The organism is Desulfobacter sp. (assembly GCA_028768525.1).
GTDB lineage: Bacteria > Desulfobacterota > Desulfobacteria > Desulfobacterales > Desulfobacteraceae > Desulfobacter.
Window position 1 is genome coordinate 107,413 of record CP054837.1, and the last position, 17,596, is coordinate 125,008.

Sequence of the window (17,596 nt, forward strand, 5' to 3'; positions counted from 1 at the left end):
TTATAAGGGGGACAATCCCATGGTAGAAAAATTCGATTGGCTGGACTACGACATCAATGAAATGGTAGCCGGCGACAAAGATGCCCTCTGGCATCACCTCAAACCTCACAAGGTGTTCGAAAAACAGGAACAGATGATCATCGTTGAAGGCGACGGTATCATGGTCAAAGACATAAGGGGCCGTGAATACATGGATGCCACCTCCGGCGGCGTCTGGTCTGTCATGGTCGGTTTCGGCCGGGAGTCCATTGCAGAGGCCGTGGCCGAGCAGCTCAAGAAAATGCCGTATTTCGCAGGTGTTTTCGGAAATATTCCCACCATTAAATTTGCCCAGAAACTGCTGGAAAAACTGCCCAACCACCAAAAGGTGTACTTTTCCAACTCCGGTTCGGAAGCCAACGAAAAAGCCTTTAAAATCGTTCGTCAGGCCTCCCGGATCGCCCCGGAGCGTAAGGGCAAATACAAAATCATGTACCGGGACCGTGACTACCACGGTACCACCATCGGTGCCATGAGCGCCACGGGCCAGGCCCAGAGAAAAGAAGGGTTCGGCCCCTTTGTGGAAGGCTTTGTGGAATTCCCCCACTGCTGCTGCTATCGCTGCCCCTACGACAAAACATACGGCCAGTGCGATATTGAATGTGCCCGCAGGGTTGAAGATATCATCCTCAAAGAAGGCGCGGAGACCATCGGCGGTATGATTGTAGAGCCCATCACCGCTGGCGGCGGCATCCTCAAACCCGTACCCGAATATTATCCCATCCTCCAGGAAATCTGCAGAAAATACGATATCTGGATGATCATGGATGAGGTGGTATGCGGTTTTGGCAGAACCGGCACCTTCTGGGGCCATGAACACTTCGATGTGGACCCTGACATCATTACCATGGCCAAAGGTCTTGCCTCTTCCTACGGCGCCCTTTCAGCCACTGTTGTAAAACAGAAAATCTACGATGTCTTCCTCTGCGACCCTGCAGATGAAAACGACCGCCTCAATTATTTCCGCGATATTTCAACCTATGGCGGCTGCACCGCTGCGCTGACCGCCGCCCTGGAGTCCACCAGGATTATCGAAGAGGAAAACCTGCTTGACAATACCGTCGAGGTGGGGGCATATCTTATAGAGAAACTCAACGCCCTTAAAAAATACGATGTGGTCGGAGATGTCCGCGGTCAGGGGCTGTTCGCCGGAATCGAATTCGTAACCAACAAAGAAACCAAAGAACCCATCACGGAAGGCCAGATGGCCCAGCTCATGGGGAACGTGATGGCTCAGAACGTGATCGTCGGCCGGACAAACTCCAGCTTTCACGGTCTGAATAATATCATGAATTTTGCGCCAAGCCTGATCATTACCAAGGAACAGGTGGATACCATTGTGGCGGCAGTTGAAACCGCCATCCAAAAAACGTTTTAAGTTAACGGTTAATTTTAATTGCGCTCCAAATCATTGAGCCTAGGATTAATTAAACGAACATTAAAGGAGAAAAACAATGCTTGTTGGTATTCTTAAAGAAATCAAAGTACTGGAAAAAAGAGTATGTATGACCCCTGCCGGCGTTATCGCCATGAAACAGAACGGCCATGAGGTTATCGTGGAAAAAGACGCCGGTGCCGGTGCCGGTTTCCCCGATGCGGAATACATCGCTGCCGGAGCCACCATTGTTGACACCCCTGCAGAGGTATATGCAAAGGCTGACATGGTCATGCACGTAAAAGAGCCCCAGCCTTCCGAATACGACATGATTCGCAAAGACCAGATTGTTTTCACCTATCTCCACCTGGCGGCCGACGAGCAGCAGACCCACGGCCTGATTAAATCCAACGCCGTGTGCATTGCATACGAAACCATTGAAAAAGACAATGGGTCCCTGCCCCTGCTGGTTCCCATGTCTGAGGTTGCCGGCCGTATGGCCACCCAGGAAGCGGCCAAATACCTGGAAATGCCCCAGGGCGGCATGGGGGTTCTGCTGGGCGGCGTCACCGGTGTTGAGCCGGCCACCGTGGTTGTCATCGGCGGCGGTGTTGTGGGTATCAATGCGGCTAAAATGGCCTGCGGCCTGGGTGCCAAAGTATACATCCTGGATACCAACCTGGAACGGCTGGCCTACCTGGACGATGTGATGCCTGCAAATTGTTTCCCCGTCATGTCCAACCCTGCCGTACTGGCGGAACTGGTTGCCAAGGCCGACGCCGTTATCGGGGCCGTGCTTGTTGCCGGTGCAAAAGCACCCAAACTGCTGACCCGTGAAATGCTTAAAACCATGAAAAAAGGCGCCGTTATTGTTGACGTTGCCATTGACCAGGGCGGATGCTTCGAAACCTCCAGGGCCACCACCCATGCTGAGCCGGTATATGAGGAAGAAGGCGTCCTCCACTACTGCGTGGCCAATATGCCCGGCGCCGTTGCAAGGACCTCCACCCGTGCCCTGACCAACGCCACCCTCCCCTATGCCATTGAAATCGCAAACAAGGGTTGGAAGAAAGCCATGGAAGAAAACAAGGAAATCAAACTGGGCGCCAATGTCATCAACGGCAAAGTGGTTTACAAGGCCGTTGCCGAAGCCTTTGACCTGGATTACACCCCGGTTGAAGAATTCCTCAACTAGGATTGTCCTAAGAATTTTTACACTAGTTTTCCCCGGGGCTGTCACTGCCCCGGGGAAAACCCTCCATTTTTAGCCGCACCGGGCGTCTCCAGTTAACACCTCATCCCATATAACCCTTGGTGGCGTCCGGCACGGTTACCATTCCTATGAATCCTGGCCCCTGATTTATGATCCCAGGGCCGCCATTTACTGAAACCTGAAATTTTATTGCCCCAATCCTGTCTCCGGGCATTGAAAACCATGCGGTTTTTCATTAGAATGCCGGCCATGAATACCCAACTGCCACAGCGCTACGTCGACCGGGCCAGCGTCAATACCATACGCGAGGTCTTTGAATATATCCGCCAGTACAAGGACAAAATCTTTGTGCTCAAAATTGAGGACAGCCTCATTACCCATTCCCTGTTCCCGTTGTTGATGAAGGATATTGTCCATCTTCATGATATCGGTATAAAAATTATTATTGTGACCGGAACCCGGGCCACCATTGAAAAACACCTTGCCCGTGCCGGGGTTTCCACCCATGTCAAATCCGGCATCCGCATCACCCCCAAAGCCGCCATGCCCCATATCAAGCTTGCCGCCATGGAGGTGGTTCAGGCTGTGATTTCCCATCTGTCCGCCGGCAATGCCAACGGTATCATGGGCAACTGGATTCGGGCCAGGTCCCTGGGGGTCCACAACGGCATTGACTACCAGTTCACCGGCCGGGTGGAACGGATTCAGTCCAATATTGTTCAAAAACTGCTGGGCCAGAATTTCATCCCGGTAATTTATAATATCGGGATGAATACCACCGGGGACTGCTACAACCTCAACTCAGACAGGATTGCCAGGCAGATCTGCCTGGATCTGGATATTGAGAAGTTGTTTTACATCAGGGCACAAAAAGCAATTCCATCGGAGGGCCTCGACCTGCCGCCGGGCAGCCAGGTCCACCCCAACGGTAAAATTTTTTCCAATATGGATATCAGCCATGTGGAATATTTGCTCTCCAAGAACCAGGAACGATTGAGTTTTGAAGACCAAACGCTCCTGGCCTGTGCCAGGGAAGTCATAGACCGGGTCGGCGGGGTGAGCCGGGTGCACATCATTGACGGGCGGCGGGAAGGCCGGCTGCTTCAGGAGGTATTTTCAAGCATTGGCGGCGGCACCCTGATCTACGGAAATCAATACGCCCACATCCGCCGGGCAGAACTTTCAGATATGCCTGAAATTCTGCACCTTTTTGACGGTTATGTGCAAAAGGGCAATCTGGTGAGCCGATCCGCCGCCGATATCCAGAAGCAGATCCATTCCTACCATATTTATGCGGTTGACCATGCCGTTTATGGATGCGCTGCCCTGTATGAGATCGGAGACGGCTGGGCTGAGATCGGTGCGGTTGCCGTCAATGAGGCCTATAAATCAAAGGGCATCGGACGGGGCATGATCCAGTACCTCATTTACAGGGCCAGGGAGAAACAATTGTCCCGGCTTTTTCTGCTCACCACCCAGGCGGCGGACTGGTTTTTCGAATTCGGATTTGTATGGGGAGACCCCGCCGACCTTCCGCCCCAAAGGCAGTCCAGCTACAACCTGCAGCGCAATTCCCGGGTGCTGATTCTGGAATTATAAGACAGTGGCTGTCAAACAACGGGAGATCAGATAGAAAAGGCAATTTTTAAGTCCCCGTAACACTCTGGGATACGAAAAAATTGCCTTTCCGATACGATTGTATTAATGAACGAATTTTACTATTCAGGCTGACGGTTCAGTTCCCGGCCGATGCCGTGGTACTCAAATCCTTCTTCTCTGAGTTCTTCAGGGTCATATTGATTTCTGCCGTCGAAAATCACGGGGCCGTTCATCAATGCCCTCATCTTCTTAAAATCAGGCTGCCTAAAGTTTTTCCATTCCGTCACCAAAATGCAGGCATCTGTATTTTCAAGGGCCTGGTACATATCCGGCGCCAGGGTGACCTTATCCTTCCAATGGGCGGGCATCTCTTTTCTGGCCTGTTCCATGGCCACGGGATCAAAGGCCCGGATTTTTGCCCCGGCACGTATCAGGTTCTCCATGAGCACCAGTGACGAGGCTTCCCTCATATCATCGGTACCGGGTTTAAAGGCAAGCCCCCAGATGCAGAAGGTCCGGCCGGAAAGGTCTTTTCCGAACTGCCCGAGAATTTTTTTACCCAGCACTTGTTTTTGGAGGGCATTGCGGCTCTCAACGGCCTCAAGCAGAACCGGGCTGAAGTCCACTTCTTTTGAGGTTCTCACCAGGGCCTTTACATCCTTGGGAAAGCAGGATCCGCCGTATCCGCATCCCGGATAGATAAATGAGTAACCGATTCTGGAATCCGAACCGATTCCCTTCCGCACATTTTCAACATCCACTCCCAGCCGTTCACATAGGTTGGCGATTTCATTCATGAAGGAAATCTTTGTGGCCAGCATGGAATTGGCTGCGTATTTGGTCATTTCCGCATCCCTGACCTTCATGAACAGAATTTTATCACGGTTTCTCGAGAATGGGGCGTAGAGCCGCCGCATCACCTTGACGGCCTTTTCTGAATCCGCACCCACAATAATCCGGTCCGGCTTAAGGAAATCATTGACCGCAGCACCCTCTTTCAGGAATTCGGGATTGGAAACCACGTCAAAGGGAATGTCGGCACCCCGGGCGGCCAGTTCTTCCTGAATAACGGCCTTGACTTTGTCTGCCGTCCCGACGGGAACGGTGGACTTATCCACCACAACCGCGTAATCCTTGATCACCCGGCCGATATTCCGTGCCACCTCCAGAACGTATTGAAGGTCTGCAGAGCCGTCCTCCCCGGGCGGGGTGCCCACGGCAATGAAAAAGACACTGCAGTCTTGGGCTGCCTCTTCCAGGCTGGTGGAAAACGCCAGGGTGTTTTCTTTGTAGTTGTCCAGGACAATGGATTCCAGTCCGGGTTCATAAATGGGCAGAATCCCTTTTTTGAGGTTTTCGATCTTCTCCCGGTCAATATCCACGCAGGTGACGCGGCTCCCCATTTCAGAAAAACAGGCGCCGGTGACTAGCCCGACGTAGCCGGTGCCGATGATGGTCAGTTTCATGGATTTAAATTACCTCATATTATGATTCGAATTTAAGCTTCAAGATCCGCTATCTTAGTTCAGCTCATTGCTCGTTGTCAATCCGCCAGTTTAAGTTCACAGTTTTTAAACAATCGGAAGGTAAATTTTTTTGTCCTTAGTGTTTTTCTTTCCTTCCTGATTGACATGCGGTGCGCCTGGTTTTAGAATCTTTAGAATGATGAATACACCTGAGACCAAATACCTTAAAGACTACCGTCCGTTCGAGTTTATCGTCGACCATGTTGACCTTAAGTTCGATATCAGGGAAGACCATACCCGGGTGGCCTCTACCCTGAAATTAAGGAAAGACCCGGAATTGGCCGACGACGCCACCCCCCTGGTGCTTAACAAAGGCCCCTATAAAATTGAATCGGTCATCGCCGGTGGCATGGTGCTGCTTCCCCATGAATACCAGGCGGATGAAGACACCTTCAGGCTCAACAGCACCCCGGATAGCTTTGAACTTGAAATAACGTCCATCCTTGATCCGGCCGCCAACACCACCCTTGAAGGGCTTTACCGTTCAGGCGAGATCCTCTGCACCCAGTGTGAGGCCCAGGGGTTCAGAAAAATTACGCCCTACCCTGACCGTCCCGACGTCATGGCCCCCTTTACCTGCACCATCATGGCGGATAAAACCAGGTTTCCAGTACTTTTGTCCAACGGAAACCCATCAGGTTCCGGCGACCTGGAAAACAACCGGCACTGGGCCCGGTGGGAGGATCCCCATAAAAAGCCGTCTTATCTTTTCGCTCTGGTGGCCGGAGACCTGGCCCTGCTTGAAGATGAATTCACCACCGGTTCAGGTAAAAGGGTGGGATTGAGGATTTATTCGGAAAAGGATAATATCTCCCAATGCGGTCATGCCATGGCCTCCCTAAAACAGTCAATGGCATGGGATGAACAGCGGTTTGGACTGGAATACGACCTGGATCTCTACCAGATCGTGGCCATAAACGATTTCAATGCCGGGGCAATGGAAAATAAAGGGTTGAATATTTTCAACGCCAAGTACGTCCTGGCCGACCCTGAATCCGCAACCGACGACGATTTCCTCGGAATCCAGGGCGTTATCGCCCACGAATATTTTCATAATTGGACCGGCAACCGGGTGACCCTTAAAAACTGGTTCCAGCTCAGCCTCAAGGAGGGGCTCACGGTGTTCAGGGACCAGGAGTTTTCTTCCGACATGAATTCAAGATCCGTCAAACGGATCGGGGATGTCAGGAATCTGCGGGCACTGCAGTTTCCTGAGGATGCCGGCCCCATGACCCATCCGGTCCGCCCGGATTCCTATATTAAAATGGATAATTTCTATACCATGACCGTCTATGAAAAAGGGGCGGAAGTGGTACGGATGATTTATCAGCTCCTGGGCAGGGAAATGTTTCGAAAAGGCATGGACCTCTACTTTGAAAAATTTGACGGCATGGCCGTGACCATAGAGGACTTCCTTGGCGTAATGGCCGAGGTATCCGGCCGGAACCTGGAGCAGTTCCATCTTTGGTATACCCAGTCCGGCACCCCCAGGGTCACCATGGAAAGGGACTATGATACCGAAACCCGCAGCCTGACACTGACCTTTACCCAGAAAACGCCCGCCGACCGGAATCAGGATCAAAAGGCGCCCATGCATATTCCCGTCCGTCTGGGGTTTGTGGGCGCGCCTCAGCTATCAGCCTCATCCACCCTGATTGAACTGACCAGGGAAAAAGAATCCTTTGTTTTCGAGGATATGCCGGACACCGCCCTGCCTTCGGTATTCAGGGAATTTTCAGCGCCGGTCCTGCTGACCACGGATTTTACCGATGAAGAACTGGCCGGCCTCATGGCAGGGGATGATGATGAGTTCAACCAGTGGGATGCCGCCCGGACCCTGTTTACCAAAGAGATCAAGCAATTGGTGACCGCCTACAGGGAAAACCGGCCCATGCATGTGAGCCCGACCCTTGTCCGAGCATTTGAAACCGCCCTCACCGATCCGGAAAAGGACCGGGCGTTCCTGGCCAAGGCCCTTTCCCTTCCCCTTGAGACGGAAATCAAGGACCATTATGAGGTCATAGATGTCCGTGCAATCAACCGGGCCCGTCGGTTTTTAAAGAAAAAACTGGCCGCCCAGCTGTCGCAGTCATTTACCGAAACCTACGAGAAATGCAATCACAGCGATCCAAAGGATATTTCCCATACGGCCATGGCCGACCGGAGTCTGAAAAACCTCTGCCTCTCCTACCTGGGAAGCCTGGACCGGGATGATACCATCGACATGGTGAAAAATCAGTTTGAGACCGCAGAGAACATGACCGATGAATTCGGTGCGCTGAGGCTGCTGACCCGAGTGGATCCGGAAATCCGGGATTGGGCATGCAAGGTTTTCTACAGCAAATGGAACCAGCAGGCTCTGGTTTTGGACAAATGGTTTGTGGTACAGGCGGCATCTCCCCTCGATGATGTGCTCGATCTTGTTAAATCCCTCATGACCCACAAAGATTTTTCCTTGACCAACCCCAACAAGGTCAGGTCATTGATTTATACCTTTGCCCTTCACAACCCCTACTACTTTCACCAGCCCGACGGCAGTGGTTATCATTTTATTTCGGATCAGATCCTTGCCCTGGACAAGATAAATCACCAGGTGGCAGCCCGCCTGGCATCCTGTTTTAATCTATGGAAACGATATGACGCGAACCAGCGGCCCTTGATGAAAGAGGCGCTGGAGCGAATTATCGGAAGCGACGGCCTATCCAAGAATGTATATGAGATTGTATCCAGAGCCTTGGAATAAAGGGTAAAGCACCGTGGGGAAAGATCCCCACGGTGCTTTATGCGTAATATTCCTTGTACCAGCTTACAAAATTCTGAATCCCGACTTCAACAGGCGTCCGGGGTTTGAATCCGGTATCTGCGATCAAATCGTTTACATCCGCCCATGTGGCCGGGACATCTCCGGGCTGCATGGGCAGGTAATCAATCCGTGCTTCCCGGCCGATCGCCTTTTCAATGGCCCGCACGAAATCCATCAGTGCCACCGGCTGGTTATTCCCGATATTGTAGATTTTATAGGGAACGCATGAGGTCGAAGGATTGGGACTGTCCCCGGACCACTCCGGATCGGCCTGGGGCACTTTTTTCATCACCCGGACCACCCCCTCAACAATATCGTCAATATAGGTAAAATCCCGCTGCATATTGCCGTTGTTGAACACTTTGATGGGGGCGTTATTGAGAATGGCTTTGGTGAATAGAAACAATGCCATGTCCGGCCTTCCCCAGGGTCCGTAAACCGTAAAAAACCTCAACCCTGTCGTGGGCAGTTGATACAGGTAGCTATAGGTATGTGCCATGAGTTCATTGGCCTTTTTTGAAGCGGCGTAAAGGCTCACGGGATGATCCACATTATGGCGGACGGAAAAGGGCATCAGGGTGTTGAGCCCGTATACGGAACTGGAAGACGCATAAACCAGGTGCTTGACCCTGGAATGCCGGCAGCCTTCGAGAATATTGCCGAATCCCACCATATTCGAATCCACATAGGATGCCGGGTTTTCAATGCTGTAGCGCACGCCGGCCTGGGCAGCCAGGTTCACCACGCAATCGTATTCCCGGGAGGCGAACAGCGCCTTTATCCCCTCTCGGTTCGCAAGATCAATTTCCTGAAAATCGAAATTTTCAAATGGGTGCAGTCTTTCCAGACGATCTTTCTTTAAATTGACATCGTAGTAGTCGTTTAGGTTATCCAGTCCGCAAACCATATGCCCGTCGTTTAGGAGTCTCAGGGCAAGGGCGGATCCGATAAATCCGGCAGCGCCGGTAATAAGCACGTTCATGGCATAGCCTCATTGAAATTTGGATCATTGGTTACGATCAGAAGTCTTACCATGAACGGCAGGGCAAAACAAATAAATATTGGCAAACGCTTGGGTCAGGGAAGGTCGGAATACAGGGGGGAACTGCTCCATTTACTGATACGTTCCCAGCCGTAGCGGTCTTCCCACCCCCTCCGCCTGTCCTTGATTTTAATCCGCCGTTCGGTTCCGGGATATCCGGGGCCCATGTCCAGAATACGCCTGTCCACCGGAGACCTGCGGTCCACCGGTGCCCTTTTGATATAAATGCTTTTTATGGGTTGTGCCGGCACCTCATTGGCCTTGATTTTTTCTTCCATAGTTAACGCTCCTTGCAAAATATTGCGATATGGTTAAAAAATACGGGGGGAGGTGGTGCTGCAAATTCAGTGGAACCTACTTAGAAAACAGATCACTAATTAAATTATATAAAAAATATATGATTTGTCAAATTTTCCGGCGGTTTTTCTCCATATATTATGGAAAGATCAATTGATCAAGAATGAGGCCGTAAAATCGTTCCCCGGCCTTGACCGGCAGGAATACCCAGCCCAATTGACTTTGGCAGGACCTGCAGAGTCCCACGGACCAGACAAAATCTTTGAACCAGGAAAAATCATCAGACACCCCGGATGCCCTGACGCAGCCCTCTGCAACAGAAAAGCACCCGATTTCAAATACCTGGCCGTGGGGATTGGCAAAGGTGTGGGCAAAACCGCCGTTAACTGAAATGCGGTACTCGGGGCGGGTTACAACTGCGGAACATTTCCGGCAGGCAATAACGGGATCATCCTTTTCAAGCACCTTGATTTCAGAATCAACGCCGGTCTTGTCAGATACTTTTTTGCAGACCAGATCCATAGTCATGGGATCTAATTTTCGTTTTCAATGAAATACAGGGTGGCCCCCACCGGCGCAAAGGAAAGGAACAAAATATTCACCCAGGGAATCAAAAAAAGCAGGCCGAACCCGATATGAAAAAAAAGATTTCGCTTGAGAAATCCAACCCGTTCCCTGAAAGGCACCATGCGCCTGGCCGGTACAAGATCGGTGTTGTCCCATGCCAGAAACAATGATGCCGTAACCGAAGAGACCACCAGCACAACCAGACTCAAGGGGGTGAATAATCCAAGGATCAGCAATCCCAGTGAAATCATCACCGGAATCACCGCCCGGGGGATTTCCTGGCGGATGAGATGGATAAAAAACTCAAACCAGGAACCCGATATGCTTTCGGCTTCACGGCCCAATACGATACGTTCTGTAATCCTGGACATGTAATCCATGATAAATACGCAGAAAAAGACCTGGGCCAAAAGGTAGGAGACCACCATGGCCAGAGCGGCAAGAACCAGTGAAAGGAGCCAGGATACTCCCTGCCATAGGTAGACCAGCCACCCGCTTTCCGGCATTTGCCAGATCATGGCAAGAATTTCATTGTGCCAGTATAGCACCATGCCGGACAATGCCAGGCTGAGCAGAAGCACCACAAAAAAACGAATCAATCCGAGGATCAGCAAAGAAGGTGTTTTCAACGCCAGGGCGAACCCTTTTAAATTATACCGGATACCTGCAAACAATCCCATTTTTAAATCTTTTCCTTGAGCTATTGATGTTTATCTTACGGGAATAATTTTGTACTATAGTTATAATGGATTTTCAATTGCTGGGAAAGTGAAGATGAAAATAGTTTATGTTGACGGAAAATACCTGCCCCGGGACAGGGCCCTGATCCCGGTTGACGACCTGGCCGTTCTCAGGGGCTATGCGGCGTGGGACATATTGAGGACGTTCAGGGGCCGCCCCTACTTTCTGGATGAACATGTGGACCGGCTCATGGCTTCGGCCGCAAAGATTGGTCTGGATATTCCCTGGTCAAAAGATGAGATCAAGGCGGTGGTTCACAAAGTGCTGGAAAAAAACCCTGCCATGGAAGAGGTCAACATCCGGATTCTGATCACCGGCGGTTCCAGCCCGGATTATTTCTCTCCTGCTGGAAGCCCCAGGCTCATTGTCCTGCCCACCAATATCCCCAAACCGCCTGAAGAATGGTATTCCAAAGGGATTAAAGTGGTCACCCACCAGGAAGAACGGGCGATTCCCGATGCCAAGGTTACGGATTATGTACAGGCGGCCCTTGCCCTGAAAACCGCCCGGGCTGCTGGTGCCGTTGACGCCCTTTATGTGACCCGGGACAACCTGGTGCTTGAAGCCACCACATCCAACCTTTTTGCATTCATGGGAGAGGTGTTGGTGACCCCCGATCAAGGGGTCCTCAAGGGCATTACCCGGGAAACGGTGATATCCCTCGCCCGTTGTCACTACAAGGTGGCGGAACAGCCCCTGCCCCTGTCTGACCTGCTTGAGGCCCGAGAGGTATTTATCACAGCCACCAATAAAGGCGTGGTGCCGGTGGTACAGATCAACGGCATTCCCATCGGCAGCGGCCGGCCCGGCCCCGGCACCATGGTTCTCATGGAGGCCCTAAGGAAGCACACAACGGCCTTCCGGGATAAAATATAATGCCATGAAAAAGGCAATGCTCCAGCAACGCATCCCCAAGGCTTGGGCACAGCTTAAACGTTGCCGGCTCTGCCCCAGGGCCTGCGGAGTGGACAGAACCTCCGGCGAAACAGGCATCTGCAACACGGGCGACCAGGCCGTTGTTTACGGATTCATGCCACACCACGGCGAAGAGCCGCCCCTGTCAGGTTCCGGCGGATCCGGCACCATATTCTTCACCCATTGCAATCTTCGGTGCTGCTTCTGCCAGAACGAAGATATCAGCATCAGGGGAGACGGTGAGCCGGCAAATCCCGAGCAGATGGCCAGGGCCATGGTCCGGCTCCAGGATCTGGGATGCCATAATATTAATTTTGTCACCCCTACCCATGTGGTCCCCTTCATTCTAAAGGCCGTGGACAGGGCCCTGGATCTTGGACTTGAGATCCCCCTGGTTTACAACACGTCGGGATACGATACTGCTGAGACCTTGGCATTGCTGGACGGGATTATTGACATCTACCTGCCGGATTTTAAATTCTGGGATTCAGAAGTGGCGGACATGGTGTGTGATGCGCCGGATTACCCCGAGGTTGCCAGGCAGGCATTGAAAATCATGCACCGCCAGGTCGGCGATCTCAAGGTTGACGGACAAGGTATTGCTCGGTCAGGGCTGCTGGTCCGCCATCTGGTTCTTCCCGATGACCTGGCCGGCACCCAGGAAATTGTTCAATTTCTTGCCCAAAAGGTATCCTCCCGCACCGCCGTGAATATCATGTCCCAGTACAGACCAGTAGGAAATGCCTTTGCCAATGTAAAACTATCCCGCCCCCCGACAGTAGAAGAATATCGACGGGCCGTGGAGTTGGCAAGGCACCAGGGGTTGTTTCTGGTTGATTAGGGGCCATATTTACTGGGCTCGCCGGCGCATACATTTTATCCCCGCCCTGAATGCTGCAGGTATTTTTTTAGGGCCCGCCGGGTGGTTTCAAAGGCAAGATCATCCCAGGGAATGTCCTCTATTTTAAATTCTTTAATTGACATGGATTCATTGCAGGGCCGGATCGTCCCCCCCGTGACCGTTGACTCATATACAATGATTATATTGGCCTCTCCAGGGTAGGAGTAATTGCCCAGCAGGGAAGTGATTTTTGATTGGAGTCCGGTTTCTTCATGGAATTCCCGGACGGCAGCCGCCTCAAGGGTCTCCCCACGGTCGACAAAGCCTCCTGGAAGGACCCAGTAGCCTTTTTTAGGATGCTTGTTCCGCTGCTGAAGCACCACGCCGCTGGAGGTTTCCGCGATGGTGCATGCAACAAGTCTTGGATCCAGGTAAAAAACGAATCGACAGGCAGAGCAAACCAGTCGTTCAGGGCCGCTTTCAAACAGCCGCTTCTTTTTAAATTCAGCAGCACACAGGGGGCAGTATTTGTAGGTCACATCTTTGTTCATATGGAGAGTAGTCGGTACCAAAGAGAGGGCTTTAACCTCAACGCCCCTTTCATCCTTTTCAAGTCACTGTAATTACGTTTTATTTTTAGCCCTTCAACACAATCACAAAATTAAAAAATGTGTAAGTAAGGGATGTAAGTTTTTCGATCAAGATTACTTACACGCCCTAACCTTTCTACGCCAGTTCACCCTGATAAATCAAACAAAAAATAGGATCGCATTATCGCTATTTCAGTGAAAATTGCGGATGAACCAGGATGCCGTACTCCCGGCTATAAATTGACAGCCCCCAAAAAATCTATTAAGCCAATATGAGATGAACCCAGTGCCATAAGAGTCAGTTCGTAGCTTTAAGGGGGTAGAGTGAATAATGTTGATATAATTAGCTTTTCGGAATTTGGTGTTGATGATGCTAAAAGATATCTTATGGAAATGAAGGAGATTTTTTTTGCAACTTCAATAAGAAAAGAATTCCAACCCCCTTTACAGAAAGAAAAATACTACAAAACTTGGTTAGGTTTCTATCTTGATTCACATCCAGAATTAACTTTACTTGCCATTTTGGATCGAAGATGTGTTGGGTATATTACGGGGCTCCCCGATAGTGCATCAGAAAAATATCTGTTTAAAATGAATTCGGCTTATGGTGTTTTTAGAAATTTATATAATCAGTACCCTGCACACCTACATATAAATTGCCGTCCAAATTTTCAGGGTAAAGGTATCGGCACTATACTTATAAAATCGTTCATTGATACGTTGTTGCAAATGAATATTACAGGGGTCCATATTGTTACCGCTCATAATGGCAGGAATATTGCTTTTTATAAAAAATTGGACTTTTCTTTTCAGACAACCCGCACCTTCCAGAACAGGGAACTTCTATTTATGGCAAGGAGTCTATGATTTGAAGTGATATGTGAAGCCATGTATCTGGCTTTAATTTTAGCAGCAGATAAATCACCGGTTCCAAGGGAATACCGCAACTCTTTTTTGGAAATGGTTGCCTGGAGATCCAGTGGGATTTTTATCCGGAAACAATAAGAATGTGGATTCCTGATAAGGTAGGAAGGGGAGCTGCCTGTTTTCATTTTTTTCCATCCTCCATTAGGGGCTGTTTCTAAATAAATCATGCTAACCAAACCAAGCAAGAAGCAATAAGCACCATTGCATGGTAACTGCTGGCGAGTTTCTCATATCGAGTCGAAACTCGCCGACAGGATTTTATTTTTGCGAAAAAGCATTCCACCAAATGTCGTTCCTTATAAAGGTGTTTATCAATTTTTCTCTGAACCGTTCTGTTTCTTCTTGATGGGATAATGACCTTAGAACCTTTAGATTCAACAATTTCAATAAGTTTGTCAGTATCATATGCTCTATCAGCAAGGAATTGATCTGCTTCTATGTCTGCCATTAACTCATAAGAAGGTACCATATCATGAACATTACCCCCGGTCAGTTTTATTCGTACTGGATTACCAAGGCCATCAACCACAGCATGGATTTTTGTTGTTAAACCACCTCGACTTCGCCCAATGGCCTGAGAGTATTGTCCACCTCGTGCCCCGCAACCGTGTTGGTGAAGTTTTACGTAGGATCCGTCTATCATACCGGATTCTTTATCCTGGTTCTTTGCGACATTATTGAGAAGATCATCCCATGCTTCCAAAGAGGTCCATTTTGCAAATCTTTTATACACCGTTTGCCAAGGCCCGAATCTTTCAGGAAGATCACGCCAAGGAGCCCCTGTTTTTAAAATCCACAAAATCCCGTTAAACATTAATCGGTTATCTTTGGGCTTCCGCCCTCGTGTTTCTTTTTTGGGTGGTGCAAGTATTGGTTCTATTTGCTTCCATTTTTCATCTGAAATAGAGTGTCTGTTCATAAACAGGACGAAATCATCCCCCATTTCAAATGTCTAGATTATTTTAAACTTTTTTGGAAACAGCCCCTAGACTTACGTCGAATTGAACTGCCTTCTTTTCCATGCAATTCTCCACGTTCAACTTGCATTGCCCTACCTAATAGCTCATGAGCAAGTTCAGCAGCAGGGGTCATCAAATCTTGAGAAAACACACCTGTAAAATAATTGGCATTCACTTCCGGGTCGAAATAAATATCTGCTCCTTCAAAGGTTTCACGAGTTGATGCACGCCCCCAGCCTTTTGGAGATAAATGAGGATAAATTCGAAAAAGCTTATCACTTCTCATTAGTTCATCAATAGCACTTTCAATCCCTTCGTCATTACTACATGCTCCCCTGTCAAGCATTCCATTTTCATCAATTGATAAGTCGCCATTAACAAATTTTTGGAGTTGAGCGAGGATATATTTTTGTTGTTCAGAATCGCCCATAATTTGAATTATTAGTCCTGAAGGATCAATAAAGGTAATTGGATTTGCGTTTGCGTAGACAAATGGATTAATCCCACCGGCTAAACCAATCGGATCAGGCGTCAGATATCTGCCGATATCAGGATCATAATACCGGTGCCAGTTGTAATGCAACCCGGTCTCCCCATCAAAATACTGTCCCGGAAGTATTCTGATGCACCTCCCCCTCCCAAAGACCTGCGGAACCTCAAGCACTACCAGGGTGTGCAGATACTTGATGCTACGGCCTTTTTAAGCAAGATCGCTTAATGGCAGCAGCACTCTCAGACACTCATAATTTTTTCTATGAAGTCATTACTTCTATGTTCTTTATAGGCTTTTTTAAAATGGAGTATCATTCTCTTTTGAAGTTTTGATTTGTCATCACCACTAATTTCAAAATTCAACAATAATTCATAGTTTACATATTTAATGTCCAAACCTTTGATCGAAAAATAGGCAGAAAATGAACCATTACTATCAGGCACAAATTTCTTCTCAATTGGGACCTCCAAACTAAATGCAATCTTTCTGCTATCAGCATCAGTAAGTTTAACATTCTTGAGAGTAGCAGCAATATGCTCTTTAGTATTTGATTCTATGGCGAGAAAAATTTCATAAGGAGATGTTCTTAAGGTCTCGTTTTCATAAGTTTCATAGGTCCCAATCAACTTTGCTATAATCCTGCCTTCACTGAAGTTAGATTGTACCGTTTTATAGTCATAATCTTTATTCAAGCGCGAAGAGCAGCCAGAACAGAGTGTACCAATAAATCCAGCAGCAATTATTATCATTATAATCATTCGCATGGTGTTTCTCCTTCATATGAAGCAGTCAGACGTTCCCACCAAGTTGTTGGATCATCAAGACTATTTCCCCAAATCCAATACGGTAATACATCATATCCAAAATGACCAACCCAATTACTGGGAGGGCTAAAATTGTAAGTAGCCATATTTGCAGGATCATTTACGACACTACCATTCGGATAAAACACCGCTTCACTATGCCCATCTGAGGAAACGAATTTTTGGTTATTTTCATTTCCAGGCCCCATACGATGAAAAATAGATTGTCCTGGTGGTAATAATGTCCAGCTTTTTTTGGCTTCCTCGTAGTTTACATTTTGGTTGTATTGATTCCTATCATAATGCCTATCTTTAACTGTTGGATTTTCTTGAACTTTATCCCAATAGAATTTGGGTCCCCCAATTAAACCGAAAGGATCAATGTAGTTGATGGGGTTTGCTTCAGCATAAAGGAATGGATTGATGCCACCGGCCAAACCAATGGGATCAGGAGTAACATATCGGCCAGTGACTGGATCGTAGTACCGGTGCATATTGTAATGGAGTCCAGTTTCCCCATCAAAATACTGTCCCGGAAGTATTCCGATGCACTTTACCCTTCTAAGGTGCTGTTTTTCGTTACGGAGCGGTCCGGCCCAGGGTCATCCCAGATTCCCCCTTCAGCATTTTGTAGTATATTTTCTTTTAATCATCCATACCAAGTAGGCAGGATATCCATAAATAATAATGCAAATATTAAAAAGCATAACAAAAACTATAAATATGAATTTCACAATTTGGGATAATTCAAAATAATTAGCAATTATACTATAAGCCGATGTAAGAAACCAAAATGAGAGCATTGCAAATACAGCAACGAAAACTATCCCTAAGTGACTAACTTTCCAATTTAATTTATAGTATTT

The 17,596-nt window shown here is 48.8% G+C and carries 17 protein-coding genes; 7 read left to right on the plus strand and 10 right to left on the minus strand.

Going from position 1 to position 17,596, the window contains the following annotated elements:
• The first annotated feature begins 19 nt into the window (after positions 1-19).
• From HUN04_00455 to argA, 3 genes are all read left to right on the plus strand, one after another.
• Positions 20-1,417 (plus strand): aminotransferase class III-fold pyridoxal phosphate-dependent enzyme, encoded by a 1,398-nt coding sequence (locus HUN04_00455; GenBank protein WDP88299.1) that lies wholly within the window; start codon positions 20-22, stop codon positions 1,415-1,417.
• Positions 1,418-1,493: 76 nt separating this feature from the next.
• Positions 1,494-2,609 carry an alanine dehydrogenase gene (gene ald, locus HUN04_00460; protein ID WDP88300.1) on the plus strand — a complete coding sequence of 372 codons (1,116 nt, stop codon included), beginning with the start codon at positions 1,494-1,496 and terminating at the stop codon, positions 2,607-2,609.
• Between the two features lie 267 nt (positions 2,610-2,876).
• A complete protein-coding gene (argA, locus tag HUN04_00465) occupies positions 2,877-4,226 on the plus strand; it encodes an amino-acid N-acetyltransferase (GenBank protein ID WDP88301.1) in 1,350 nt (449 codons plus the stop codon).
• A 119-nt stretch (positions 4,227-4,345) separates the two neighbouring features.
• Here the strand turns inward: argA and HUN04_00470 are convergent, their stop codons facing one another.
• Positions 4,346-5,692, minus strand: a complete 1,347-nt coding sequence (locus HUN04_00470; protein ID WDP88302.1) for a UDP-glucose/GDP-mannose dehydrogenase family protein — start codon at positions 5,690-5,692, stop codon at positions 4,346-4,348.
• Between the two features lie 199 nt (positions 5,693-5,891).
• On the opposite strand from HUN04_00470, the gene pepN reads away from it, so the two are divergent.
• Positions 5,892-8,495 (plus strand): aminopeptidase N, encoded by a 2,604-nt coding sequence (pepN, locus tag HUN04_00475; GenBank protein WDP93108.1) that lies wholly within the window; start codon positions 5,892-5,894, stop codon positions 8,493-8,495.
• A 37-nt stretch (positions 8,496-8,532) separates the two neighbouring features.
• On the opposite strand, the gene HUN04_00480 is transcribed toward pepN, so the two are convergent.
• The 4 genes from HUN04_00480 to HUN04_00495 all read right to left on the minus strand — a co-directional run bounded on the left by HUN04_00480 (position 8,533) and on the right by HUN04_00495 (position 11,141).
• Complete coding sequence (locus tag HUN04_00480; protein WDP88303.1) at positions 8,533-9,537, minus strand: NAD-dependent epimerase; 1,005 nt, start codon at positions 9,535-9,537, stop codon at positions 8,533-8,535.
• A 95-nt stretch (positions 9,538-9,632) separates the two neighbouring features.
• The gene (locus HUN04_00485) at positions 9,633-9,875 is read right to left on the minus strand and encodes a hypothetical protein (protein WDP88304.1); all 243 of its coding nucleotides are present in this window, start codon (positions 9,873-9,875) and stop codon (positions 9,633-9,635) included.
• Between the two features lie 157 nt (positions 9,876-10,032).
• On the minus strand, positions 10,033-10,422 hold the full coding sequence (locus HUN04_00490) for a hypothetical protein (protein ID WDP88305.1): 390 nt from the start codon (positions 10,420-10,422) through the stop codon (positions 10,033-10,035).
• A gap of 5 nt (positions 10,423-10,427) precedes the next feature.
• Positions 10,428-11,141: an EI24 domain-containing protein gene (locus tag HUN04_00495; protein ID WDP88306.1), complete on the minus strand. Its 714-nt coding sequence runs from the start codon at positions 11,139-11,141 to the stop codon at positions 10,428-10,430.
• A gap of 94 nt (positions 11,142-11,235) precedes the next feature.
• Between HUN04_00495 and HUN04_00500 the strand changes: the two genes are divergently transcribed.
• Positions 11,236-12,078, plus strand: coding sequence for an aminotransferase class IV (locus HUN04_00500; protein WDP88307.1), 843 nt, complete (start codon positions 11,236-11,238; stop codon positions 12,076-12,078).
• Between the two features lie 4 nt (positions 12,079-12,082).
• Entirely contained in the window at positions 12,083-12,958 is an 876-nt protein-coding gene (locus HUN04_00505) for a radical SAM protein (protein ID WDP88308.1), read from the plus strand.
• Between the two features lie 35 nt (positions 12,959-12,993).
• On the opposite strand, the gene HUN04_00510 is transcribed toward HUN04_00505, so the two are convergent.
• The gene (locus tag HUN04_00510; GenBank protein WDP88309.1) at positions 12,994-13,530 is read right to left on the minus strand and encodes an NUDIX hydrolase; all 537 of its coding nucleotides are present in this window, start codon (positions 13,528-13,530) and stop codon (positions 12,994-12,996) included.
• A gap of 342 nt (positions 13,531-13,872) precedes the next feature.
• Between HUN04_00510 and HUN04_00515 the strand changes: the two genes are divergently transcribed.
• Positions 13,873-14,415 (plus strand): GNAT family N-acetyltransferase, encoded by a 543-nt coding sequence (locus HUN04_00515; GenBank protein WDP88310.1) that lies wholly within the window; start codon positions 13,873-13,875, stop codon positions 14,413-14,415.
• Positions 14,416-14,638: 223 nt separating this feature from the next.
• Here the strand turns inward: HUN04_00515 and HUN04_00520 are convergent, their stop codons facing one another.
• The 4 genes from HUN04_00520 to HUN04_00535 are packed head-to-tail and all read right to left on the minus strand — an operon-like array spanning position 14,639 to position 17,224.
• Positions 14,639-15,394 carry an IS5 family transposase gene (locus tag HUN04_00520; GenBank protein ID WDP88311.1) on the minus strand — a complete coding sequence of 252 codons (756 nt, stop codon included), beginning with the start codon at positions 15,392-15,394 and terminating at the stop codon, positions 14,639-14,641.
• Between the two features lie 38 nt (positions 15,395-15,432).
• Entirely contained in the window at positions 15,433-16,122 is a 690-nt protein-coding gene (locus tag HUN04_00525; protein ID WDP93109.1) for an RHS repeat-associated core domain-containing protein, read from the minus strand.
• Positions 16,123-16,166: 44 nt separating this feature from the next.
• Positions 16,167-16,691: a hypothetical protein gene (locus HUN04_00530; GenBank protein ID WDP88312.1), complete on the minus strand. Its 525-nt coding sequence runs from the start codon at positions 16,689-16,691 to the stop codon at positions 16,167-16,169.
• Positions 16,682-17,224: an RHS repeat-associated core domain-containing protein gene (locus HUN04_00535; GenBank protein ID WDP88313.1), complete on the minus strand. Its 543-nt coding sequence runs from the start codon at positions 17,222-17,224 to the stop codon at positions 16,682-16,684. Before HUN04_00535 ends, HUN04_00530 begins: the two co-directional genes overlap by 10 nt.
• Positions 17,225-17,596: the final 372 nt, after the last annotated feature.

What these genes read in the sequence shown, in the direction of transcription:
- HUN04_00455 (WDP88299.1), top strand. Translation starts at nt 20, where the DNA reads ATGGTAGAAAAATTCGATTGGCTGGACTACGACATCAATGAAATGGTA.
- HUN04_00485 (WDP88304.1), bottom strand. Translation starts at nt 9,875, where the DNA reads ATGGAAGAAAAAATCAAGGCCAATGAGGTGCCGGCACAACCCATAAAA.
- pepN (WDP93108.1), top strand. Translation starts at nt 5,892, where the DNA reads ATGAATACACCTGAGACCAAATACCTTAAAGACTACCGTCCGTTCGAG.
- argA (WDP88301.1), top strand. Translation starts at nt 2,877, where the DNA reads ATGAATACCCAACTGCCACAGCGCTACGTCGACCGGGCCAGCGTCAAT.
- HUN04_00490 (WDP88305.1), bottom strand. Translation starts at nt 10,422, where the DNA reads ATGACTATGGATCTGGTCTGCAAAAAAGTATCTGACAAGACCGGCGTT.
- HUN04_00530 (WDP88312.1), bottom strand. Translation starts at nt 16,691, where the DNA reads ATGCGAATGATTATAATGATAATAATTGCTGCTGGATTTATTGGTACA.
- HUN04_00495 (WDP88306.1), bottom strand. Translation starts at nt 11,141, where the DNA reads ATGGGATTGTTTGCAGGTATCCGGTATAATTTAAAAGGGTTCGCCCTG.
- HUN04_00505 (WDP88308.1), top strand. Translation starts at nt 12,083, where the DNA reads ATGAAAAAGGCAATGCTCCAGCAACGCATCCCCAAGGCTTGGGCACAG.
- HUN04_00500 (WDP88307.1), top strand. Translation starts at nt 11,236, where the DNA reads ATGAAAATAGTTTATGTTGACGGAAAATACCTGCCCCGGGACAGGGCC.
- HUN04_00470 (WDP88302.1), bottom strand. Translation starts at nt 5,692, where the DNA reads ATGAAACTGACCATCATCGGCACCGGCTACGTCGGGCTAGTCACCGGC.
- HUN04_00480 (WDP88303.1), bottom strand. Translation starts at nt 9,537, where the DNA reads ATGAACGTGCTTATTACCGGCGCTGCCGGATTTATCGGATCCGCCCTT.
- HUN04_00535 (WDP88313.1), bottom strand. Translation starts at nt 17,224, where the DNA reads ATGCACCGGTACTACGATCCAGTCACTGGCCGATATGTTACTCCTGAT.
- HUN04_00520 (WDP88311.1), bottom strand. Translation starts at nt 15,394, where the DNA reads ATGAACAGACACTCTATTTCAGATGAAAAATGGAAGCAAATAGAACCA.
- ald (WDP88300.1), top strand. Translation starts at nt 1,494, where the DNA reads ATGCTTGTTGGTATTCTTAAAGAAATCAAAGTACTGGAAAAAAGAGTA.